The sequence below is a fragment of the Rathayibacter sp. AY1G1 genome, assembly GCF_002932095.1.
In the GTDB taxonomy this organism is placed as follows: Bacteria; Actinomycetota; Actinomycetes; order Actinomycetales; family Microbacteriaceae; genus Rathayibacter.
This window is the reverse complement of record NZ_PSUZ01000010.1, coordinates 82360-103919: the sequence shown is the minus strand read 5'-3', so window position 1 is coordinate 103919 and position 21560 is coordinate 82360. Positions and strand designations below refer to the sequence as shown.

The window sequence follows — 21560 nt, the reverse complement described above, 5'->3', positions numbered from 1 at the left end:
GCTACGCCGTCGCGGGGCGCGGGTTGATCAGCGGCGGACGCTTCGGCGCGACCCCGTCCGCACCGGCGGAGGAGACTCCCCCGTCGGTCGCACCCGAGTCGATCGGCGCCTTGGCGACCGGGACCGCGATGGGCGGCAGGTCGGACAGGGGGCGCTTGTCGCTCGAGAGCCACTGCGGGCGCTCGTCGATGCGGCGGACGTCCTTGAAGATCTCGGCCAGCTGGTCGTGGTCGAGCGTCTCCTTCTCGAGCAGCTCCATCGCGAGGCGGTCGAGGATGTCGCGGTTGTCGTTGATGACCTGCCACGCCTCGTCGTGCGCCTGCTCGATGAGCTGGCGCGTCTCGGCGTCGACCGTCTCGGCGATCTGCTCGGAGTAGTCGCGCTGGTGGCCCATGTCGCGGCCGAGGAACATCTCGCCCGACGACTGGCCGAGCTTGACCGCTCCGACGTTCGCGGACATGCCGTAGTCGGTGACCATCTTGCGGGCGATGGAGGTCGCCTTCTCGATGTCGTTCGACGCTCCGGTGGTGGGGTCGTGGAAGACGATCTCCTCCGCGACGCGGCCGCCCATCGCGTACGTGAGCTGGTCGAGGAGCTCGTTGCGGGTCGTGGAGTACTTGTCCTCCAGCGGGAGCACCATCGTGTAGCCGAGGGCGCGACCGCGCGGAAGGATCGTGACCTTGGTCACGGGGTCGGTGTGGCGCATCGCCGCCGCCGCCAGAGCGTGTCCGCCCTCGTGGTAGGCGGTGATCAGCTTCTCCTTATCGCGCATGACCCGCGTGCGGCGCTGCGGCCCCGCGATGACGCGGTCGATGGCCTCGTCGAGCGCGCGGTTGTCGATCAGCTGCGCGTTGGAGCGGGCGGTGAGCAGCGCGGCCTCGTTGAGGACGTTGGCCAGGTCGGCGCCGGTGAAGCCCGGGGTCTTGCGGGCGACGACCTCGAGGTCGACTCCGCCGGCGAGCGGCTTGCCGCGGCCGTGGACCTCGAGGATCCGCTTGCGGCCGAGCAGGTCGGGGGCGTCGACGCCGATCTGGCGGTCGAAGCGGCCCGGACGCAGCAGTGCGGGGTCGAGGATGTCGGGGCGGTTCGTCGCCGCGATCAGGATGACGTTCGTCTTGACGTCGAAGCCGTCCATCTCGACCAGCAGCTGGTTGAGGGTCTGCTCGCGCTCGTCGTGACCGCCGCCCATCCCGGCGCCGCGGTGGCGGCCGACGGCATCGATCTCGTCGACGAAGATGATGGCCGGCGAGTTCTCCTTCGCCTGCTGGAACAGGTCGCGGACACGGCTCGCGCCGACGCCGACGAACATCTCGACGAAGTCCGATCCGGAGATGGAGTAGAAGGGGACGCCCGCCTCGCCCGCGACCGCGCGCGCCAGCAGGGTCTTGCCGGTGCCGGGAGGGCCGTAGAGCAGGACGCCCTTCGGGATGCGGGCGCCGACGGCCTGGAACTTCGCGGGCTCCTTGAGGAACTCCTTGATCTCGTGCAGCTCCTCGATCGCCTCGTCGGCGCCGGCGACATCGCCGAACGTGACCTTGGGCGACTCCTTCGAGACGAGCTTCGCCTTCGACTTGCCGAACTGCATGACGCGGTTGCCGCCGCCCTGCATGCCCGAGAGCATCAGCCAGAAGAACGCGCCGATCAGCAGGATGGGGAGCAGGAAGCCGAGAGCCGAGAGGAACCAGTTGGTCTGCGGGACCTCGTCGTTGTAGCCGGTGCTGCCGAGATCGGCCGCGGACACCGCGTCGACGACCTCCGCGCCGCGAGGGGCCACGTAGTAGAACTGCACCTGCGTGCCGTTGTCGCCGTCGGCCTGCTTGAGCGTGAGATCGACGCGCTGCTCGCCGTCCACGATCTTCGCCGAGTCGACCTTGCCGTCCTTCAGGAGGTCGAGACCCTCCTGCGTCGTGACCGGCCGGAAGCCGGACATGGTGATCAGCGAGGAGCCGATCCACACCGCGACGATCGCCAGGACGACGTAGAGGATGGGACCCCGGAAGATGCGCTTCACGTTCATGCTTGTTGCGGGTGCGACACCCGGCGCCTTTCTGACGAGGAGATTGTGCCTGCCAGGCTACCTCCCGCACTCTGAGCGCCGCCCACGCGTTCGCCGTGGGCCGAACGGCCGCGGGCTGTGTCGTCTGGCGGGGATGCGGCGGGCCGCATCCCCGCGCGCGGTCGGCTTCGCGAGGTGGTGCGTTCCGCAGAGCGGGTCTCGTCGGACTGCCGGGAAACGCTGACACGCGTTTCCCGGTCCGCGTCCTCTGCATTGTGGGTGGAGGTCGCGGGGATCGGCGCTTCGGCGGTAGGGACGCGCCGCGAGAGCGCAGGAGTTGTCGCACTCGGGCTCGACAGCGACGACTACTGCGGTCTCGGAGGGGGCGAAGGTGTCGGGGCGGGGCGTGCCGCGACGAGGGGCAGCAGGCGCGGACGGACCGGGACCGCCCGGCCGGGTCAGGCCGACTCGAGGAGGGGCTCCGGGTCGCGGAGGGCGGGCACGAGGCCGCGGCGGCGGCGGGCGGCGGCCAGCACGGTCACGGCGAGCGCCCCGACCAGCCAGAGCACGAGCACCAGGACCGCGTGCGCGACTCCGATGCTGCCGCCGGCGATCAGCGAGCGGAACGCCTCCACCGTCCAGGTCAGCGGCAGCACCCCGTGGATGGCCTGGAAGAAGGCGGGCGCGGTCTCGACCGGGTAGGTGCCTCCGGCCGAGGACAGCTGCAGCACGATCATCAGCAGCGCCAGGAACCGGCCCGGGGCGTCCAGCAGCGCGATCAGCGCCTGGTTGATCGCCACGAAGGTGAGGCTCGTGAGCACGGCGATCCCGATCAGCCCGGGCAGGTTCGACGCCTCGACGCCCACTCCGAAGCGGATGACGAGCGCGGCCAGGACGCCCTGGGCGACCGCCATCAGCGCGCCGGGCAGGTAGCTGCGCAGCGCGATGACCCAGGCGGGCCGGCGCGTGGCGAGGAGGCGGGAGCTGAGCGGGGCGCTCATCAGGTAGAAGGCGAGCGCGCCGACCCAGAGCGCGAGGGCCATGAAGTAGGGCGCGAGGCCGTAGCCGTAGGACGGCACGCGGTTCATCCGCTCGGCGTCGATCCCGACCGGGGCGGCCGCGACGGTGCTGAGCTCCTGCGCCTGCTCGCCGGTGTAGGTGGGCACGTCGTCCGCGCCGTCCGAGAGCTTCGTGTCGAGGGTGCGCGATCCGGAGGCGAGGGAGTCGATCCCGTCGGCGAGGTCCAGCGAACCGGTGGCCGCGTCGGCCGAGCCGGTCGCGGCGGTCTCGGCGCCGTCCGCGAGGTCCGACGCGCCCGTCGCGAGGGCGGCCGTCCCGGAGGCGAGGTCGGAGGCGCCGGCGGCCGCGGAGGCGATCCCGCTGGTGAGCGGGCCGACCGCGCCGGAGAGGGTGTCCACTCCGCCGGCGACCTGGGCGGCTCCGCCGTCGAGGGTCGCGGCTCCCTGGGCGAGGGCCTGCGCACCGGTCTGCAGCTTCTGGGCGCCGTCGGCGGCGGAGGTCGCCCCGGTGGACAGAGCGGCGGTGCCGGTCGCGAGGTCGGCGGCTCCGCTCGAGACCGTGGCGGCACCGGCGGCGAGCGCCGTCAGTCCGCTGCCGTCGTCGCCGACGAGCGCGGTCGCACCGGAGGCGAGCGTCTGCGCGCCCGCGTCCGCCGAGGCGGCTCCGCCCGCGAGGGCGGCCGCACCCTCCTCGAGGGCGGTCAGCTCGGCCACGCGCTGGGCGTCGGACAGCGAGTCGTACAGAGAGAGCAGGGAGGCGAGGCCGGAGTCGACTCCGGTCGCTCCGGTGGCGAGTCCCGGAGTGGCGGTCGCGAGCGCTCCCGCGCCGGTCGCGAGCTGCTGGGCTCCTGCGAGGGCCTTCCCCGCTCCGTCGGAGAGGGAGGCGGACCCGGTGGCCAGCGCCGCGGCGCCGGACGCCGCCGAGGCCGCGCCGTCCTTCAGGGTCGACGACCCCGCGACGAGGTCGGCGGCGCCCGAGGCGAGCGACGCCGCTCCGCCGTCGAGCTGCTGGGCGCCGTCGGCGACCGTGCGGGCTCCCGTGTCGAGCGCCGCCGCCTGGTCGGGCAGCTGACCGGTCCCGCTCGCGATCCGCTGGAGTCCCGACGAGAGGTCGGACGCTCCGGAGGCCGCGCTCCCCGCGCCCGAGCGGAGGGAGTCGGCGCCGGTCGCCAGCTGCGCGGTGCCGTCCTGCAGCTGCGCGAGCCCGACGACCAGCTCGGAGGAGCCGGACGCGGCGGTCCCGGCGCCGTCCGCCAGCTGAGCGGCGCCGTCGGCCGCCTGCTCGAGGCTCGAGTGCACGTCGGTGAAGCCGAGGTAGACGTTCTCGAGGTAGGTCGCGCCGACCTTCTCCTCCAGCGTCTTCGTCACGGTGGTGCCGATAGTGGAGGCGATGTTGCCGACGATCAGGTTGGCCGCGTCGTTCGTCTCGATCGACAGCTTCGCCTGCACGGCCGCGGCGGGGTCGTCGCCGCCGACGGAGGCGACGTCGGCCGAGAAGCCGGCCGGCACCGTCAGCACGGCGAGGACGTCGCCGGAGGCGAGCTCGCGGGACGCCTCGTCGGCACCGGTCGCCGTCCAGGCGAAGTCCGAGCCGGAGGTGTCGGTGGTGAGCTGCTCGGTCAGGTCGTCGCCGAGGGCGAGCGCGGAGCCGTCCGAGGCGGTCGCGCCGGTGTCCTCGTTGACGATCGCGGCGGGCACCGTGTCGAGGTGGTGCGTGGGATCGAGGTTGGCCGAGGTCAGCAGTCCCGCGTAGATCAGCGGGATGAGCGCGATCGCGGCGAAGACGACGACGAGGCGCGGGTTCACGGCGCGCAGGGCGCGGCGGAGCGGGGAGGTGGTCATGGTCCTTCTACTTCGTGGAGTGCAGGGCGGCGAGCCGCGGCGAGGCGACTCCGGTGACGAGGAGCTCGGCGATGTCGGCGGAGGCCGAGGCCGCGGGACGGCGGGCGTCGCCGTCGAGGAGCCAGCCGACGACAAGCCAGGTGGTGCCGGCGGCGAGGAGGACGGCGAAGCGCTCGACGCGGGCATGGTCGCCGCCGCCCGATCCGCGCTCGGCGAGGGGCGAGAAGGCGAGGAGCCGCTGCGCGAGGAACGCGACGACCGACTCCTGCACGGCGCGGGCCGTGCCTCCGCTCAGCACGCGGCGGTAGAAGTCGGCGTGCACGAGCAGGCCCTCGAGGAGCCCGCGGACGATGCGGGGGACCGCGCCCTCCCAGTCGGCGGGGGCGGTGCCGGGAGCGACGTCGCCGAACAGCGCGTGCATCCGCTCCACCGCGGCGGCCTCGATCAGGGACGGCACATCGCCGAAGTGCTGGTAGAACGTGGGGCGGCTGACGCCCGCGGCGCCGCAGAGCTCCGTGATGGAGGGCTGGTCGTCGCCCGGGCGGTCGAGTGCCGTCGTGATCGCGGTGAGCAGGAGCTCGCGCGAGCGGGTGAGCCGCGGATCGGTCACGGGGTCCTTCTTCCCGGCGCGAGGAGCGCCTTCTTTACGTCCGTCAGATAACTTACAACCGTAAAGAAGAGCGCGCAAGCGTCAGGAGGAGGGCGGCTCCGGGAGCAGCGTCGCGATGGCGGACGTGTCGACGATCACCGAGTCGTGCGGAGTCAGTCCCGGGCTCCGCGGCGTCGGCACCGGCAGGCGCACGAGCAGGGCGCCCGGATCCACGCCGAAGCGCCCGGAGCGGGTGCGGCCGACCGGATCGCCGTCCAGCTCGGCGAGCACCGGCTGGTCGAGCTCGAACGAGAACTCGCGGCCGGGCCACTGCCGGAGCGAGGCGAGCCCGTTGCGGTTGCCGGTCGCGACATCCAGCGCGAGGCCGAAGCGCCGACGCAGCAGCACCAGCTCCAGGTCGCCGTCGTCGAGCACGGCTCCTGCGGCCAGCTCGATGTTCGCGACCACCGAGCTGCAGTTGCAGGCCAGCACCATGAAGCAGCGCTGCGGTGGCTCCTCCGCGCCGTCGATCGTGAGGGTCACCTCGAATCCGGCCTTGAACATCGCCGGCGCGCCCGCCGCGAAGTAGGCGCCCCAGCCCACCCGCTTCTTCAGCTCCTCGTCCGTCTTGTCCATGATCTCGGCGTCCAGGCCCACCCCGCCCATCACCATGAACACCCGCTCCTCGCCGTCGTCGAACGCGGCCGTGCCCACGTCGATGGTGCGGTCCTGCCCGAGCAGGGCGATCTCGACCGCCTCGGGCAGCGAGCCGAGCGGGATCCCGAGGTTCCGCGCGAGGAGGTTGCCCGTGCCGCTGGGCAGCAGGCCGTAGGGGACGCCGGTCCCCCGCAGCACCGTGGCGACGGCGCGGACGGTGCCGTCGCCTCCCATCGAGCAGACCAGGTCCGGGCCCGCCTCGAGTGCGGCGCGGGCCGCGGCGGCACCGGAGTCGCCCGGGCTGGTCTCGAACCAGAGCGGCTCGTTCCAGCCGTGGCGGCGCGCGATCGTCGCGACCAGGTCCTCCGCGGCGCCGACGTCGTCGAACTTGCTCGGGTTGATCACGACGGCGACGGTGCGCTTCTCGGGTGCCTTCACCCCGTCAGTCTGACGGCACCGGCGACCGGTCCAGTCGCGCTGACGCCTCCAGGGCGAGCACGGCGCCGATCTCGGCCGAGAGCGTGGCGGGCAGCGACGGAGGCGCGTCCCAGCGGGGCCCGGCCAGCAGCACCCCGCGGCGGACGCTCGAGCTCTGCAGCGCGGCGACGCTGCCGGCGACGAAGCCGCGGACGCGAGCCGCCACCGCGGGCGCGACTCCGGCCGTCGTGGCGAGGTCGACGAGGTGCCGGTAGGCGATGCCCCCGAACAGGGCGCCGTCCCCCGATCCCTGGTCGACGAAGACGCCGTCGGGGGCGAGCCGGTCCAGCAGGTCCTCGGCCGTGCGGGAGGCGTGGGCGACCAGGCGGGGGTCGGGCCGCAGGCGGTGCAGGGCGAGCGCCGCGCCGATGTAGACGGCGTGGTTGTAGCTGAAGGCCCAGTCGTCGCGCGCGGAACCTCCCTCGCGGCCGATGCCGTCTGCGACGAAGCCGGTGTCGTCGTCGCGGAGGCGCACGTGCATCCAGTCGAGGGCGGCGCGCGAGAGCTCCTCCCGGCCGTCGGGCCGCAGCCGCTCCAGGCGCGCGCCGAGGATCGCGAACGGGCCGTTCGCGGGCGCGTTCTTGTAGTCCAGCTGCCGGCGGCGCCAGGCGAGGCTCGCCCCGTGCCGGAGGTTCCAGCCCTTCGCGACGGCGAAGCGCCACAGGCGGTCGGCCCGGTCGAGGAAGCGCGGGTCGCCGGAGGCCTCCCCGAGGCGGGCGAGCGCGCCGCCGAGCCACATCATGTCGTCGAAGTAGCCGTTGACCAGGCACCCGCCGTTGCGGAGGCGGATCGCACGGTGGATCCGCCGGGCACGCTCCAGGTGCGCCTCGTCGCCCGTGCGCTCGAAGGCGTCGACGGCCGCGTCGATCGCGTGCGCGAGCCACCAGTAGTTGAACTCGAGGTCGGCCCGCAGCGAGGTCGGGTAGCTCATGTGGTAGCCCAGCAGCGGCACCGCGAAGAGCCGCTCGAGGCTCTCCTGCGCGGTGTCCGCGGGGCTACTCGTAGACGTGCGGGGCGAGGACGGCGACATCGCGGAGGTTGCGGTAGCGCTCGGCGTAGTCGAGCCCGTAGCCGATCACGAACTCGTTCGGGATGTCGAAGCCGACGTAGGCCACGTCGACCTCGACCTTGGCGGCCGCGGGCTTGCGGAAGAGCGCGCAGATCTCGACGGACTCGGCGCCGCGGCTGCGGAGGTTGCCCTGCAGCCACGAGAGCGTGAGGCCGGAGTCGATGATGTCCTCGACGATCAGCACCTTGCGGTTCGTGATGTCGGAGTCGAGGTCCTTCAGGATCCGCACGACGCCGGAGGACTTGGTGCCGCTCCCGTAGGACGAGACGGCCATCCAGTCCATGACGATGTCGAGCTTGAGCTCGCGGGCCAGATCGGCCATCACCATCACGGCGCCGCGCAGCACCCCGACGATGAGCAGGTTCTCGCCCGCGTAGTCGCGCTCGATGGCGCGGGCCAGGTCGCGGATCCGCTCGTGGATCTCGGCCTCGGTGTAGAGGACCTCGGTGATGTCGTCGGCGATGTCGGCTGCTTCCACCCGGCCACTCTACGGGTGACCGGCCCCCGTCTCCCCTCCGCGAATGTCCGCTCCGGTACACCCCCGTCGGCGAGTCGCGTGCCGGAGCGGCGTCTCGCGGGGAGGGGTCGGGCGTCGCGCGGGGACCGGCGTCGCGGGGACGGGGTCAGGGTGCCGCGGGTGCGAAGACGAGGGTGGTGCCGCGGCGGGTGGCGAGGACGCCGGGGAGGTCGACGCCCTTCTGGCCGTGCCAGTCGGTGACCAGCGCGGCGACCGCCAGCGTCTGCGAGCGCGAGAGCGCGACTCCGAACTCGTTCGCCACGACCAGGCGGATGATCCGCTGCCGCAGCGCCGGCGGGTCCGCGGCGAGCCCGCGCGCGTCGACCGTGACGTGCCCCGCCTCGTCCTGGCCCACCAGCTCGAGCGCCCAGTCGAGGGCGAGCGCGTCGAGCGCGTCCCCGTCCTCCCGCAGCTGCTCGGCCGTGCGCGCCAGAGCCTGGGCCACTCCCGGCCCGAGCTCGTCCTCCAGCACGGGCAGCACGCGGTTCCGCACCCGGACCCGCGAGTAGCGGGGGTCGTCGTTGTGCGGGTCGTCCCACGGCACGAGCCCCTGGTCGGCGCAGGCGAGGCGGGTCGTCTCGCGCCGCAGGCCCAGAATCGGCCGACGCAGCGGCCCGCTCACCGGCGCCATCCCGTGCAGCGAGGCCGCACCGGCTCCTCGTGCCAGCCCCAGCAGCACCGTCTCGGCCTGGTCGTCGAGGGTGTGGCCCAGGAGGATCGCGGCGGCGCCCGTCGCGGTCAGCGCGTCGTCGAAGGCTCGGTAGCGCGCGCTGCGGGCGGCCGCCTCCGGACCGCCCTCGGCGGACACCGTCACCACCTCGCGCAGCACCGGCGCGAGCCCCAGCCCGTGCGCCTGCTCCGCGGCCCGCCGCGCGACCTCCGCCGACGCCTCCTGCAGCCCGTGGTCGACGATCACCGCGCCGGCCCGCCTCCCGCCCCGCGGGGCCTCGAAGGCGACCGCCGCCGCGAGCGCGAGCGAGTCCGCTCCCCCGCTCAGCGCGACCAGCACGAGCGCTCCGGGGTCGAGCCCGTCGAGGCTCTCGCGCACCGCCCGCCGCAGATCGGCGACGGCGGGGGTCAGGCGGGGGCGATCGGGCACATCAAGTAACGTAATGCCAGCGATCCGCCCCTCCCGCGCGCGCACCCGCGCGAGCGTTCCGGAGGCCGATCCGTCCGCCGATGCGCCGCTCACGGCGCCACCGACTCAAGGAGAGAGCATGGCCGCATACGACGTCGTCGTCGAGATCCCCAAGGGGAGCCGCAACAAGTACGAGGTCGACCACGAGACCGGTCGCGTCTACCTCGACCGCGTGCTCTTCACCTCCTTCGTCTACCCGACGGACTACGGGTACTTCGAGAACACCCTCGGCCTCGACGGCGACCCCGTCGACGCGCTGGTGCTGCTCGAGTACCCCGTCTTCCCGGGCGTGGGCGTCTCCGTCCGCCCGGTCGGCGTGCTCAACATGAGCGACGAGGCCGGCTCCGACGCGAAGGTGATCGTGGTCCCCGCGAAGGACCCGCGCTGGCAGCACATCCAGGACATCGGCGACGTCCCGGAGCAGACGAAGAACGAGATCAAGCACTTCTTCGAGCGCTACAAGGACCTCGAGCCCGGCAAGTGGGTCAAGGTCGACGCGTGGGGCGACGCCGCCGAGGCGGAGCAGATCGTCCAGGACGGCATCAAGAAGCTGGCCGAAGAGGGTCACTGACCCCTCGCATCAACGAAGGAACCCCCTCCCGTCGTCTCGACAGGAGGGGGTTCTCTCGTTTCGCGGTGCGGCCGCGGCTCAGGCGGCCGGGCGGCCGACCATGCCGGCGGGCGTGCCCCAGGTGTTCCAGATGCGCACGGGCTTGCCGTAGTCGGCGGCCTCGATGATCTGGTTGTTCCCGAGGTAGATGGCCACGTGGTAGTAGTCCCCGCCGCCACCCCAGAAGATCAGGTCGCCGCGCTGGCGCTGGCTGTAGGGGACGAGCTTGCCGGCGCCAGCCATCGTGTTGTACTGGTTCGTCGCCGAGTGGGTGCCGATGTAGATGCCCGAGGACGCGTAGGAGGCCTTGGTGAGGCCCGAGCAGTCCCACTGGTCCGGGCCCATGCCGCCGAGGACGTACTCCTCGCCGAGCTGCGCCATCGCGTACGAGATCGCGTTCTCGACGGCGCCGCTGGTCGGCACCAGGACCGGAGCGGTGACCGGCTGCGGGAGCGGCTGAGCCGCCGGCTGGGCGATCGGCTGAGCAGCGGGCTGGGCCGGAGCAGGAGCGGGCTGCTGCTGCGCGGGCTGCGGCGCGGCGGGCTGCGGGAGGGACGCGGTCTGACGCGACGGGGCGGCGGTGTCGGCCTGCGCCGAGGACTGCTGCTGGGCGGAGCGGGCGGTGGACTGCGCCTGAGCGGCGGCCTCCGCCTCGGCCTGCGCCTGAGCGGCGGCCTCGTCGGCCTGGCGCTTCTGCTCGCCCGCGAGGTACTGGGTCTCGGCCTCGACCGAGGAGTCCTTCAGCAGCGCGAGCTGGGCGACCAGCTCCTGCGACTTCTCCTCCTGCGCCGAGAGCGACGCGCGGGCCGACTCGGCGGCCGCGTCGGCGTCCTTGCGGGCGGCGTCGGCCTCGTCCGAGAGCGCCTGGTGCTCGGTGACGGCGCGGTCGGCCTGGTCGCCGAGCGACTCCGCGTTCTGCTTGTCGGCGAGGGCGTCGGCGTAGACCTTCTGCGACTGCTCCGAGAGCTGCGACATCGCGCCGAGCTGGTAGAGCAGGTCGCCCGCGTCCTTGCCCTTGGCCACGAGGCTGGCGGAGAGGTCGCCACCGGCGGCGCGAGAGAGGTGCGCGGCCAGCAGGCCGGCGCGCATCTTCGAGGTCTGGGCCTTGGCGGAGGCGGTGGTCGCCTTCTCCTCGAGGTCGGCGACGGCCTTCGCAGCGGCGTCGAGCGCCTCCTTGGCCTGGCGCCAGGCCTCGGCCTTCTTCATCGCGGTGATCGACTTCTCGTCGACCGCGGTCTGCAGGCTCGCGATGAGGCCGGTGATCGAGTCGATCTCGGCCTGCTTGCTCGCCTCGTCCTTCTTGGCGTTCTGCACGTCGTCCCACGAGGGGTACTTCGCGTCGTCGGCGAGGGCCGGGGTGATGCCGAGGGACGCGGTGACCGCCGTGACCGCGAAGGCGGCGGAGATGACGAGCGGGAGGCGGCCCTTCCAGGCGCGCTCCCGGGGTGCCGGGGTGAAGGTGCGTGCGGTCGTCTGTGCGTCAGCCAAGGGTGACTCCTCGTTGGGCCATGAAAGGTTGGGCGTCGACGGCGGAGCCGTTGACGCGGGTCTCGAAGTGCAGGTGGCAGCCGGTGGACGCGCCGGTCGAGCCGACGGCGGCGATCTGCTCGCCCGCCTGGACCTGCTGGCCGACGCGGACGAAGATCCCGCCGGACATGATGTGGGCGTAGCCGGTGCTGATGCCGCTGCCGTGGTCGATCAGAACCCAGTTGCCGTAGGTGCCGTTGGGGCCCGCGTAGGAGACGGTGCCGCTGTGCGCCGCGAAGATCGGGATGCCGCAGCCGCCCGCGAGGTCGGTGCCGCGGTGGTACGAGCCGGAGGACCCTCCGCCGGTCGAGATGCTGTCGCGCGGGCCGAAGGTGCCGGTGATGCGGCCTCCGGCAGGGCGGACCCAGCCGGAGTCGCTGACGGCGCTGGAGCCGCCGCCGCCCGAGGGGGCGACGTACCCGCCACCGCCACCGCTGCCGCCGCTGGATGCGGCTGCGGCCCGAGCGGCCTCGCGGCGCGCGGCCTCGGCCTGGGCGGCGGCCTGGCGGGCGGCCTCCTCCTCGGCGAGCTTCCGGAGGCGCTCGGCCTCGCGGGCGGCGACGCCGGCCTCGTACTCGGCCACGGTCTTCGACTCGGTGTCGCGGAGCGCGGCGAGCTGCTGCTCGAGCACGACGCTCTGCTCCTGCTGCTCGGCGAGCGCGGCCTCGGACGCCTCCTGAGCGGCGGTCGCCTCGGCCAGCTTCTGCTCGGCGGCGACGCGGAGGCGCTCGCGCTCCGTCTGCGCGACCTCGGCCTGGTCGGCGAGGGACGACGCGGTGTTGCGGGCGGTGCTGGCCTGCTCGTAGATCGCGGAGGAGCGCTCGACCAGCTTGGTCATGCTCCCGATCTTCGACAGCAGCTGGTCGGCCTGGCCGGCCTTCTGGTCGAGGAAGATGTTGACGGACAGGTCGGTGCCGGTGCTGCGGTAGAGCTGCGCGGCGAGGAGGCCCGCCTGCTGCGAGGCCTTGTCGGCCTCCTCGGCGCTGGCGGCGGCCCGGTCCTCGAGCTTCTTCGACTGGTCCGAGGCCTCGTCGAACGCCTGCTGAGCGGCGAAGTGCTCGTCGCCGCGCTGCTGCGCGAGCTGCTGAGCGGAGGCGACCTCGCTCTGGAGGTCGCCGATCAGGGACGTGATCCGGTCGACCTGAGCGGCCGCGGCGGCGGTGTCGCCCTTCGCCGCCTCGACGTCGGCCCACGACGGGTACTCGACCGCCTGGGCGGGAGTGGCGACGAGCAGGCCGGCGACGAGCGCGACGACGGCGGAGGCCAGGGCAGCACCTCGGAGTCGCCCGAGTCGCGGCGCGCCGGGGAGGCGAGCGGAACGCGGACGGCGCAGGGAGTGGGGCATGGGACCTCGGGGATAGGGGGCCCTCCCTCCGCGGCGGTGCGGCTCCGGCGCGCGGGTGGGGGGAAGAGCGATTCCGCCCCACCCTAACCGCGGCCCTGCCCGATCTCCTAGACCCGGGTCAACCCCGGACGGGGTGCACGCCGCCTGCGGAACCGTCGATTTTGCATCCTGCGCCGCGGCCCCCTATGCTTGCGTGTCGGTAGTCATGGGGGGTCGGCCGCAGGGTCGCCCCGCGAGTCTCCGGCCCCATCGTTTAGTGGCCTAGGACACCGCCCTTTCACGGCGGCAGCACGGGTTCGAATCCCGTTGGGGTCACGGATGGGTCGGTACTACCAGCACCACCAGAAGTACCAGCACCACCGGAAAGTGCGCCGGCTCGAGAGGGTCGGGGCGTGAAAATAGAACAGCCTCGAAGGCAGTATGCTTGTCTTCGCAACGAGGCCCTGTAGCGCAGTTGGTTAGCGTGCCGCCCTGTCACGGCGGAGGTCGCGGGTTCAAGTCCCGTCAGGGTCGCAAAGAGGCCCTTCCGAGAGGAAGGGCCTTTTTCAGGAGATCACCTCTCCAGCGACATCACGTCGCAACGGCTCTGTAGCTCAGTTGGTAGAGCGCACGACTGAAAATCGTGAGGTCACGGGATCGACGCCCGTCGGAGCCACTGGAACCCTCGCCTAGCTTCTACATGGCGGGGGTTTCTTCGTACCCGGAGGTCCCCGCCGCCGCGATCCGCTACGTGCGCCCGTCCTGCCAGTCCGGACCCCGCCGGGCAGCGACTGCGGCCCCGGATCCCGTCCAGGCGGTCTGCGTAGGCTGGCCCGGCCATGCAACCCGACGCCTTCCCGCCGCCCGATCCCGCGACGCTCGCGCCCGACTCCGCTGCGACGACGTCGTGGCCGGCCGAGCCCCTCCCCTCGGTCCACGCGCCCTACTCCTCCCTCCTCTACCTGCCCGATCCTCGGGTCCGCTGGGGCCTGCCGACCGCCGTGCTCACGATCGTCGGGATCGTCCTGCCGCTGGCCGTGCTCATCCTGCTGTTCGGGTTCGGCGTGCTCCCCTACTCCGCCGGACTCGCCTTCGCGGGGGCGCTCGCGAGCTACCTCGTCGCGCTGATCGTCCCGTTCGCGGCGTCTCGGCTGCGCGGGCTGGGCACGATGGCGGCCGACTTCGGGCTGCGGTTCCGCTGGATCGACGTGCCCATCGGGATCGGGCTCGGCATCGCGGTGCGCGTCGTGATCCTGTTCGTGCTCGCCGCGTTCGCTCCGCTCCTCCAGGACGCGCAGGGGAACCTCGACATCGACCCCGATCCGCTGTGGTTCGTGTTGAGCTCGGTCCTCATCCCCGTCGTCGTCGCGCCGCTGGTCGAGGAGGTCCTCTGCCGCGGCGTCGTGATGCGCGCGGTGCGGAACCGGATGCTCCGGGGCTCCGCGGAGTCGGCGCCCACCCGCGGCCGCCGCGTCTGGGCGATGGTGTTCAGCATCCTGGCGTCCACGGCGGTCTTCGCCCTGCTGCACGGGCACCAGATGGTGAACCCGGCGACGATCGTGACGCTCGGCGTGACGACGGTCACCGCGGGACTCGCGCACGGCTGGATCGCGACGACCACCGGGCGGCTCGGAGCGGCGATCGTCTCGCACGCGACGCTGAACGGCTCCGCGGTGCTGCTGCTGGCGCTGCTGCCGCTGCTGACTCCGTAGGGGGATCTCGAGAGGCCCGCTGCGCGGGGTGCTCGATCGGCAGGAGTCGGGGCGGCCCGATCGGGGGCGTGGGGCGGCGCGTCAGACGTCGTAGGTGCGCGCCCCGGGCAGCGGGCCGCGGACCTGGCGGTGGAGGCGCTCCATGTCGGCGTCGAGGGTGGCGGCGGTGCGGGCCGCGTCGGCGAGGCCGTCGAGGAGCTCCTGCGGGACCTGGCGGTCGTACTTGTAGTAGATCTTGTGCTCCAGGCTCGCCCAGAAGTCCATCGCGATGGTCCGGAACTGCACCTCGACGCAGACGTCGACCGATCCGCCGGAGAGGAACACGGGCACCTCGACGATCGCGTGCAGGCTCTTGTAGCCGTTCTCCTTCGGCTCGGCGATGTAGTCCTTCACCTCGAGCACCGTCACGTCGGACTGCGAGGTGAGCAGGTCGAAGACGCGGTAGACGTCCGAGACGAAGCTGCAGGTGATCCGCACGCCGGCGATGTCGGTGATCGCGTCGGCGATGCCCTCGAAGGTCGTCTCGCAGCCCTTGCGCTCGATCTTCTCGATCAGGCTGTCGGCCGACTTGAGCCGGCTCGTGACGTGCTCGATCGGGTTGTACTCCTGCAGCTCGCGGAACTCCTCCTGCAGGATCGACACCTTCGTGACGATCTCGTCCATCCCGAACTTGTACTGGAGCATGAAGCGCGCGAAGTCGTCGCGCAGGGCGCGGATCTCGGCGACGGTGGTGGCGTCGAGCGCTTCGGCGACGGCATCCGTCAGCGGAGGGACGGCGTGCGCGGGTTCGGGGATGCGGGATTCCACAGTCGGACACCCTACGCGCGGAGTCGTTCGAGACCGGTGGGAGGCGCCCGGCCTAGCCTGGGAGCGTGATCACCGAGCCCCGCCCGCTGCGCTTCTGCGCGTTCGTCATGAACACCGCCTCCCACATCCAGCACGGCCTCTGGCGCCACCCCGACGCCAGGCAGCACGAGTTCGACGACGTGCAGCTCTGGATCGACCTCGCCCGGACGCTGGAGCGCGGCCGCTTCGACGCGATGTTCTTCGCCGACGTGGCGGGGCTCTACGGTCCGGCGGACGGCGACTGGGACGTCAACGCCCGCGAGGGGCTGCAGCTGCCCAGCAACGACCCGTCCGTGCTGCTCTCGGCCCTGGCGGTGAGCACCGAGCACCTCGGCTTCGCATTCACGAGCTCGGTGCTGCAGTCGCATCCGTTCGACTTCGCCCGGAAGGTCTCGACCCTCGACCACCTCTCGAAGGGGCGGATCGCCTGGAACATCGTCACCAGCGCCCTCGACGGCGCGGCCCGCAACTTCGGCTACGACCGGCTCGAGGAGCACGACGAGCGCTACGCCTGGGCGCAGGAGTACCTCGACGTGGTCTACAAGCTGTGGGAGGGCTCGTGGGACGACGGCGCGCTCCTGCGCGACAAGAGCGGCTCCTTCGCCGACCCGGCGCGCATCCACCGCATCGACCACGTCGGGAAGCGCTACCGCGTGCAGGGGCCGCACCTCTCGGCTCCGTCGCCGCAGCGCACCCCCGTGCTCTTCCAGGCCGGCTCCTCCCCCGCGGGCCGGCGCTTCGCCGCGCGGAACGCGGAGGCGCAGTTCGTGTTCTCGGGGTCGCCGGAGAAGACCCGCGAGCTGATCGAGGACACGCGGGCCCTCGCTGCGGCGGCCGGTCGCGGAGCGGGTGCGCCCTCCTTCTACCTGGGGCTCTCCTTCATCACCGGCGACACGGAGGAGGAGGCGCGACGCGCTGAGCGCGAGATCGACGAGTACCTCTCCTCCGACGCCTTCCTCGTGCACTCGAACCTCGGCTTCGACCCGGCGACGGGCGAGAAGCTCGACCCCGACCTGCCGCTCTCGGCGATCGAGACCTACGCCGGCCAGAGCCACCTGCAGTGGATCCGGGACGCCTCCCCCGACCGCGAGCCGACCGTCCGCGACCTGGCCCGGCTCTCGGCGAAGCTGCGCGGACGGGTCGTCGGCACTCCCGAGCAGATCGCCGACCACCTGGCGGGCTGGCGCGACGCGGGGATCGACGGGATCAACGTCGTCAACTGGATCCTGCCCGGCAGCTACGAGGAGTTCGTCGACCGGGTGATGCCGGTGCTCCAGGAGCGGGGCCTCGCGCAGACCGAGTACGCCGAGGGGACGCTGCGCCGCAAGCTGTTCGGGACGGACGAGCTGCCGGCGACGCACCCGGCGCGGGCGTACCGCGGGGCGTTCGCGGGCTGAGCCGTCGCGGGCCGGGCTCTGCGCGTCCGCTGCCCCTGCACAGGTCGCTCGCCTCGCCCCGCGCACTCCGTCGGGCGGGGGACGCGAGGGCGGGTGCGGCTCCGTAGCGTCGAGGGATGATCCAGACCTGGGGAGTCCTGACCGCGCTGTACGGAGTCGTCGTGACGGCGGTCGCGGTGCTCGCGATCGTCCTGCTGGTGCTGCTGTGCCGCCTGGTGCTCGCCGCGCGCGAGAACCTGCAGGCCTCGACGCGGCTGCGCGAGCTGCAGATCGAGCGGATGCTGCTCGAGGACGAGTAGCGGACGCGCGTCGCCGGCCGCGACCAGGTCTCCTCGGCGAGGAGCACTCGCGGCCGACGACGCGCGGGCCGGTCAGGGCAGAGCGGGTCGCGCCTCCGGTCGGGGCGCCCGCGGGATGAGCAGGCCGAGGGCGACGGCGACCAGCGCTCCGATCGCGCCGATCACGAACGTGGTCTCGAAGCCCTGCGAGCTCGGCAGCTGCACGTCGCCGACCGACACGGTCAGCTGCGCGAGCACGCCCGCGGTCACGGCGGAGGAGAGCGTCGTGCCGAGGGTGCGCATCAGCGAGTTCAGCCCGTTCGCGGCGGCGGTCTCGGAGGCGGGGACGGCGTGCATGATGAGCGTCGGCATCGCGGCGTAGGCGAGGCCCAGGCCGACGCCGATGAGGGCGTTGATCACCAGGATCTGCCACACCTCGCCGCCGAACGGGAGGATCAGCAGGTACGAGACCGCGATCAGCCCGGAGCCGGCGATCAGCACGAGCCGCGGCCCGGACTGCGCCGAGAGGCGGGCGGCGAGCGGGGACGTCGCCATCATCGCCAGGCCCGAGGGCGCGAGCACGAGGCTCGCCACGATCAGGCTCAGGCCGAAGCCGACGCCGGACGCGGTCGGCAGCTCGAGGCGCTGCGGCAGCGTGATCTGGGCGCCGAAGAACGCGAAGCCGACCGCCACCGAGGCGAGGTTGGTGAAGAGGACGGCGGGGCGGGCGGCCACCCGGAGGTCGACGAGCGGGCTCTCCTGCCGCAGCTCGCACCAGCCCCAGAGGAGCAGGACGGCGATGCCGCCGAGGCCGGAGCCCAGGATCGCGGGACTGGTCCAGCCGGAGTCGTTGCCGCGCGAGACGGCGATCAGCACGCCGCTCAGTCCGAGGGCGAGGCCGATCGTGCCGACCACGTCGAAGGTGCCGGGCGAGCGCAGCGTCGACACCGGCACGACCAGGAGGACGAGGACGATGTCGAGGACGCCGAGGCCCGCGGACATCCAGAACAGGACGTGCCAGTCGGTGTTCTGCGCGATGAGGGCGCTGAGCGGCAGGCCGAGCGCGCCGCCGATGCCGAGGGTCGCGCTGACCAGGGCGATCGCGCCGGGGAGCCGGTCGCGGTGGAGGGTGTCGCGGAGGATCGAGATGCCGAGCGGGATGACGCCCATCACCGCGCCCTGGAGGGCCCGGCCCACGACCAGCGTCCACACGTCGCCCGCGAAGGCGCACACGATCGAGCCGATCACGAGGACGACCAGCGCGGCCACAGCCATCCGCCGCTTGCCGTAGAGGTCGCAGAGGCGGCCCGAGACCGGGGTGAGGATGCAGGCGCTCAGCAGCGTCGCGGTGATCACCCACGCGGTCTCGGTGCGGTCGGCGCCGAGCAGCGTCGGCAGCTCGGACTGGATCGGGACGACCAGCGTCTGCATGAAGGAGGCGCTCATCCCCGCGAAGGCGAGGACGGCGGTGATGAGGCGCGGGTCCGGCGAGCGGGTCAGGGAGCGTCTGTCGGAGTCGGGCACGGCGGTCCTTCGTGTCGGCGGCGGACGCGCACCCGGACCGCGGCGGCGGGCGGGCCGTCGTCGGCGGGATCGTATCGCTCGGCTCTGCTTTCGACCGGCTCGGGGCTCAACGGCGCGGGGCGCCGCTTTGTTCCCTCCTTCTCCTTCCCGCGCGCGTCGGGCAGGACGAGGATGGGCGGATGATCGACATCGAGAGCTGGATCGCCCGCTACGAGAAGGCCTGGGCCACGGACGACGCGGCCGATGTGGCCGCACTGTTCACCGAGGACGCCGAGTACTTCACGGCGCCGCACCGCGACGCGATCACTCCGCGCGACGCGATCGTGGAGTGGTGGCTGGCGGAGGAGGAGCCCGCCGACCCGACCTTCGCGTGGGGCCTGGTCGCGCTGACGGAGGAGACCGCCGTGGTAGAGGCGCGCACCGTCTATCCGGGCGACCGCACCTACCTGAACCTCTGGGTCATCCGCTTCGCCCCCGACGGGCGGGCGCGCTCGTTCACCGAGTGGTACATGGAGGAGCCGGCCGACTCCGTGTCCTGACCCGCGCGGGTCCCCAGGGAGTGGCGAGGAGCCCTCAGCGGCGCCCGGTCAGAGCTGCGCGGCCGCGAAGGTGTCGCAGCTGGTGGCGTCGCCCTCGAAGCCGGCCTGGAACCAGCGCTGGCGCTGCTCGGCCGAGCCGTGCGTCCACCCCTCCGGATCGACGGTGCCGGTGGCCTGCTCCTGGATGCGGTCGTCGCCGACGGCGGCCGCGGCGCCGAGCGCGTCCTGGTACTCCTGCGCCGTCACCGGCTTGAGGTAGGGCGTGCCGGTCTCGTCGGGCACCGTCGAGGCGTCGCCCACCCAGGCGCCGGCGAAGCAGTCGGCCTGCAGCTCGAGGCGCACCGAGTCCGACTCGGGGCCGGTGCCGGAGCGGTCCGCCGACTCCATCGCGCCGGTCAGGTTCTGGATGTGGTGGCCCCACTCGTGGGCGAGGATGTACATCTGCGCGAGCGATCCGCCCGAGGTGTCGAACCGGGTGCGCAGCTCGTCGAAGAAGTCGGTGTCGAGGTAGATCGTCCGATCCGGCGGGCAGTAGAACGGGCCGACCGCGGCGGTCGCGCTCCCGCAGCCGGTGGTGGTGCTGTCCTCGAACAGGTCGACGCCGGTCGGGGTCGTGTAGGCGACTCCGAGGGTCGGAGTCTGCTCGCCCCAGTAGCGGTCGAGCGACTCAGCCGCACCCTCGAGGCGGCAGTCGACCTGCGTGTTCGCGTCGGCGCCGCTGTCGCAGGCCACCGCGGTGGAGGTGACGCCCTCCGGCGAGGACCCGCCTCCGCCGAACACCTCGCCGAGGCCCGAGAGGTTCACGCCGAGCAGCTGCGAGAGCAGCGCGAGCACGACCACGCCCACCGCGCCCCCGCCGACGGCGATGCCGGTAGTGCGGCCGCGACGGCGGACCTTGCCGCCGCTGAGCTGGGAGTCGTCGTTGAAGGTCATGCCGACGAAGCTAGCGCTCCGCGGACGGGCTCCGCTCGGGCTTGCGGTCAGCCCCAGCGCGACTCGCTGGCCGAGCGGATGATCTCGAGCAGCGCCTCGCGCAGGGGGCCGTGCTCGAGCGAGCCCGGGAACATGTCGACCTCGAGGCGGTGCGCCCGGCGCCAGGCCTCGCTGCCCACGTCGGTGAGCGCGACGAGCTGCCGGCGGCGGTCCGACGGATCCGTGGTGCGCGAGACGTGGCCCTCGCGCTCGAGGCGCTCGATGGTGCGCGACATGGTCTGCACCTCGACGTGGGCCGCGGCGGCCAGCTCCTTCTGCGCGACGGGACCCGCCTGCAGGAGGTGCAGCACGATCAGACCGGCGTGGGTGAGGCCGATCTCGGCGAGGGCGCCGTGCCAGGCGTGCTCGACCATCCGGGAGGCGGTGGAGAGCAGCCGGCCGGTGGGCCAGTCCTCCATCCCGGAGGCGTCGTCCGCGCGCATCTGATCAGGGTAGACCCGCTCCCGGGACACGACGGCACCGGGCGCGGGACGCTCAGGCACGGGCGCCCGGGCATCCCGGCCGCGAGGCGCGGACCGCCCCGCCCGTCAGGACGCGAAGCGGTCCGTCGCCTCGATCAGCGCGTCGAGGATCCCCGGCTCGTCGAAGGCGTGGCCCGCGTCGGCGATCATCCGGAAGTCGGCCTCGGGCCAGGCCCGGTGCAGGTCCCAGGCCGTGAAGGCCGGGGTGCACATGTCGTAGCGGCCCTGCACGATGACGGCCGGGATGTCGCGGAGGACGCCGGCGTCGCGGATCAGCTGCCCCTCCTCCAACCAGCCCCTGTGCACGAAGAAGTGGTTCTCGATGCGGGCGAAGGCGAGCGCGAAGACGGGATCGGACCAGTCCGCGATCAGCTCCGGCTTCTGCAGGAGGGTGATGGTCGACGCCTCCCAGGTGGTCCAGGCGACACCGGCGGGGCCGTGCACGGCGGGGTCCGCGTCGTGGAGCAGGCGGTAGTACGCCTCGATGAGGCTGCCCCGCTCGCCGGCCGGGACGACGGAGGTGTAGCCCTCCCAGAGGTCCGGGTAGACCGCGGCGGCGCCGCCCTCGTAGAACCACTCGAGCTCGGCGCGCCGGAGGGTGAAGATCCCGCGGAGGACGATCTCGCTGACCCGCTCGGGGTGGGTCTCGGCGTAGGCGAGGGCGAGGGTCGAGCCCCAGGAGCCGCCGAGCACGAGCCAGCGCTCGACGCCGAGGTGCTCGCGGAGGCGCTCGATGTCGGCGACCAGGTACCAGGTGGTGTTGGTCGAGAGGTCGGCCTCCGGCTCGCCGGCGTGCGGGGTGGAGCGGCCGCACATCCGCTGGTCGAACAGCACGATGCGGTACTTCTCGGGGTCGAACAGCCGCCGGTGGGCGGGCGAGGTGCCGGCTCCGGGGCCGCCGTGCAGGAACACGACGGGCTTGCCCTCGGGGTTGCCCGAGACCTCCCAGTAGAGCGAGTGGCCGTCGCCGACGTCGAGCATCCCGGAGTCGTGGGGCTCGATCTCGGGGTACAGAGTGCGCATGGCCCGCACCCTACCGACTGTC

General features: G+C 72.7%; 19 protein-coding genes and 3 tRNA genes. 8 read left to right on the top strand and 14 right to left on the bottom strand.

The features are described 5' to 3' along the window. Position 1 precedes the first annotated feature (1 nt). From ftsH to tilS, 7 genes are all read right to left on the bottom strand, one after another. A complete protein-coding gene (gene ftsH / locus C5C36_RS07505) occupies positions 2–2017 on the bottom strand; it encodes an ATP-dependent zinc metalloprotease FtsH (RefSeq protein ID WP_104309498.1) in 2016 nt (671 codons plus the stop codon). A gap of 437 nt (positions 2018–2454) precedes the next feature. Then, positions 2455–4857 carry a YhgE/Pip domain-containing protein gene (locus C5C36_RS07500; RefSeq protein ID WP_181133789.1) on the bottom strand — a complete coding sequence of 801 codons (2403 nt, stop codon included), beginning with the start codon at positions 4855–4857 and terminating at the stop codon, positions 2455–2457. Positions 4858–4864: 7 nt separating this feature from the next. Further along, positions 4865–5467 carry a TetR/AcrR family transcriptional regulator gene (locus tag C5C36_RS17565; protein ID WP_104248069.1) on the bottom strand — a complete coding sequence of 201 codons (603 nt, stop codon included), beginning with the start codon at positions 5465–5467 and terminating at the stop codon, positions 4865–4867. Between the two features lie 81 nt (positions 5468–5548). Beyond that, a complete protein-coding gene (locus tag C5C36_RS07495) occupies positions 5549–6541 on the bottom strand; it encodes a diacylglycerol kinase family protein (protein WP_104309496.1) in 993 nt (330 codons plus the stop codon). 4 nt (positions 6542–6545) lie between these two features. Next, positions 6546–7610: a glycoside hydrolase family 76 protein gene (locus C5C36_RS07490; RefSeq protein WP_104309495.1), complete on the bottom strand. Its 1065-nt coding sequence runs from the start codon at positions 7608–7610 to the stop codon at positions 6546–6548. Further along, positions 7576–8127: a hypoxanthine phosphoribosyltransferase gene (gene hpt / locus C5C36_RS07485; RefSeq protein WP_104224109.1), complete on the bottom strand. Its 552-nt coding sequence runs from the start codon at positions 8125–8127 to the stop codon at positions 7576–7578. The genes C5C36_RS07490 and hpt overlap by 35 nt, the downstream gene beginning before the upstream one ends. 145 nt (positions 8128–8272) lie before the next feature. Continuing rightward, positions 8273–9265, bottom strand: a complete 993-nt coding sequence (gene tilS, locus C5C36_RS07480; RefSeq protein ID WP_104309494.1) for a tRNA lysidine(34) synthetase TilS — start codon at positions 9263–9265, stop codon at positions 8273–8275. 118 nt (positions 9266–9383) lie between these two features. Here tilS and ppa point away from each other — a divergent pair, with 118 nt between their 5' ends. Continuing rightward, positions 9384–9875, top strand: a complete 492-nt coding sequence (gene ppa / locus C5C36_RS07475; protein ID WP_068255683.1) for an inorganic diphosphatase — start codon at positions 9384–9386, stop codon at positions 9873–9875. Positions 9876–9953: 78 nt separating this feature from the next. On the opposite strand, the gene C5C36_RS07470 is transcribed toward ppa, so the two are convergent. Next, the gene (locus C5C36_RS07470) at positions 9954–11402 is read right to left on the bottom strand and encodes a C40 family peptidase (protein WP_258072222.1); all 1449 of its coding nucleotides are present in this window, start codon (positions 11400–11402) and stop codon (positions 9954–9956) included. Next, positions 11395–12786 carry a peptidoglycan DD-metalloendopeptidase family protein gene (locus C5C36_RS07465; protein WP_104261161.1) on the bottom strand — a complete coding sequence of 464 codons (1392 nt, stop codon included), beginning with the start codon at positions 12784–12786 and terminating at the stop codon, positions 11395–11397. Before C5C36_RS07465 ends, C5C36_RS07470 begins: the two co-directional genes overlap by 8 nt. Before the next feature lie 242 nt (positions 12787–13028). Between C5C36_RS07465 and C5C36_RS07460 the strand changes: the two genes are divergently transcribed. From C5C36_RS07460 to C5C36_RS07445, 4 genes are all read left to right on the top strand, one after another. After that, positions 13029–13101: transfer RNA gene (locus C5C36_RS07460), tRNA-Glu, on the top strand. Between the two features lie 124 nt (positions 13102–13225). Next, a tRNA-Asp gene (locus C5C36_RS07455) sits at positions 13226–13299 on the top strand. A gap of 69 nt (positions 13300–13368) precedes the next feature. Continuing rightward, a tRNA-Phe gene (locus tag C5C36_RS07450) sits at positions 13369–13441 on the top strand. Between the two features lie 163 nt (positions 13442–13604). Next, the gene (locus C5C36_RS07445; protein WP_104309493.1) at positions 13605–14477 is read left to right on the top strand and encodes a CPBP family intramembrane glutamic endopeptidase; all 873 of its coding nucleotides are present in this window, start codon (positions 13605–13607) and stop codon (positions 14475–14477) included. An 81-nt stretch (positions 14478–14558) separates the two neighbouring features. On the opposite strand, the gene C5C36_RS07440 is transcribed toward C5C36_RS07445, so the two are convergent. Beyond that, a complete protein-coding gene (locus tag C5C36_RS07440) occupies positions 14559–15161 on the bottom strand; it encodes a GTP pyrophosphokinase family protein (RefSeq protein ID WP_104234325.1) in 603 nt (200 codons plus the stop codon). A 230-nt stretch (positions 15162–15391) separates the two neighbouring features. Between C5C36_RS07440 and C5C36_RS07435 the strand changes: the two genes are divergently transcribed. Both C5C36_RS07435 and C5C36_RS07430 read left to right on the top strand, forming a co-directional pair. Beyond that, positions 15392–16720: an NtaA/DmoA family FMN-dependent monooxygenase gene (locus C5C36_RS07435; RefSeq protein WP_374953130.1), complete on the top strand. Its 1329-nt coding sequence runs from the start codon at positions 15392–15394 to the stop codon at positions 16718–16720. 116 nt (positions 16721–16836) lie between these two features. After that, positions 16837–17019, top strand: coding sequence for a hypothetical protein (locus tag C5C36_RS07430; protein ID WP_104224402.1), 183 nt, complete (start codon positions 16837–16839; stop codon positions 17017–17019). A gap of 72 nt (positions 17020–17091) precedes the next feature. Here C5C36_RS07430 and C5C36_RS07425 read toward each other — a convergent pair whose 3' ends face one another. Then, a complete protein-coding gene (locus C5C36_RS07425; RefSeq protein ID WP_258072221.1) occupies positions 17092–18522 on the bottom strand; it encodes an MFS transporter in 1431 nt (476 codons plus the stop codon). Between the two features lie 179 nt (positions 18523–18701). Here C5C36_RS07425 and C5C36_RS07420 point away from each other — a divergent pair, with 179 nt between their 5' ends. Continuing rightward, entirely contained in the window at positions 18702–19061 is a 360-nt protein-coding gene (locus tag C5C36_RS07420) for a nuclear transport factor 2 family protein (RefSeq protein ID WP_104247847.1), read from the top strand. A gap of 48 nt (positions 19062–19109) precedes the next feature. On the opposite strand, the gene C5C36_RS07415 is transcribed toward C5C36_RS07420, so the two are convergent. The 3 genes from C5C36_RS07415 to pip all read right to left on the bottom strand — a co-directional run bounded on the left by C5C36_RS07415 (position 19110) and on the right by pip (position 21538). Then, entirely contained in the window at positions 19110–19994 is an 885-nt protein-coding gene (locus C5C36_RS07415; protein ID WP_104224400.1) for a neutral zinc metallopeptidase, read from the bottom strand. Positions 19995–20041: 47 nt separating this feature from the next. Further along, positions 20042–20476 (bottom strand): MarR family winged helix-turn-helix transcriptional regulator, encoded by a 435-nt coding sequence (locus C5C36_RS07410; RefSeq protein ID WP_104247849.1) that lies wholly within the window; start codon positions 20474–20476, stop codon positions 20042–20044. 105 nt (positions 20477–20581) lie between these two features. Then, entirely contained in the window at positions 20582–21538 is a 957-nt protein-coding gene (gene pip, locus C5C36_RS07405; protein WP_104226020.1) for a prolyl aminopeptidase, read from the bottom strand. Positions 21539–21560 lie beyond the last annotated feature (22 nt).

Bases quoted from the DNA above. Each gene is read 5' to 3' on its own strand.
- ftsH (WP_104309498.1), bottom strand. From the start codon at position 2,017: ATGAACGTGAAGCGCATCTTCCGGGGTCCCATCCTCTACGTCGTCCTG.
- C5C36_RS07500 (WP_181133789.1), bottom strand. From the start codon at position 4,857: ATGACCACCTCCCCGCTCCGCCGCGCCCTGCGCGCCGTGAACCCGCGC.
- C5C36_RS07490 (WP_104309495.1), bottom strand. From the start codon at position 7,610: ATGTCGCCGTCCTCGCCCCGCACGTCTACGAGTAGCCCCGCGGACACC.
- ppa (WP_068255683.1), top strand. From the start codon at position 9,384: ATGGCCGCATACGACGTCGTCGTCGAGATCCCCAAGGGGAGCCGCAAC.
- C5C36_RS07465 (WP_104261161.1), bottom strand. From the start codon at position 12,786: ATGCCCCACTCCCTGCGCCGTCCGCGTTCCGCTCGCCTCCCCGGCGCG.
- C5C36_RS07445 (WP_104309493.1), top strand. From the start codon at position 13,605: ATGCAACCCGACGCCTTCCCGCCGCCCGATCCCGCGACGCTCGCGCCC.
- C5C36_RS07440 (WP_104234325.1), bottom strand. From the start codon at position 15,161: ATGCTCCAGTACAAGTTCGGGATGGACGAGATCGTCACGAAGGTGTCG.
- C5C36_RS07435 (WP_374953130.1), top strand. From the start codon at position 15,392: ATGAACACCGCCTCCCACATCCAGCACGGCCTCTGGCGCCACCCCGAC.
- C5C36_RS07430 (WP_104224402.1), top strand. From the start codon at position 16,837: ATGATCCAGACCTGGGGAGTCCTGACCGCGCTGTACGGAGTCGTCGTG.
- C5C36_RS07420 (WP_104247847.1), top strand. From the start codon at position 18,702: ATGATCGACATCGAGAGCTGGATCGCCCGCTACGAGAAGGCCTGGGCC.
- C5C36_RS07415 (WP_104224400.1), bottom strand. From the start codon at position 19,994: ATGACCTTCAACGACGACTCCCAGCTCAGCGGCGGCAAGGTCCGCCGT.
- C5C36_RS07410 (WP_104247849.1), bottom strand. From the start codon at position 20,476: ATGCGCGCGGACGACGCCTCCGGGATGGAGGACTGGCCCACCGGCCGG.
- pip (WP_104226020.1), bottom strand. From the start codon at position 21,538: ATGCGCACTCTGTACCCCGAGATCGAGCCCCACGACTCCGGGATGCTC.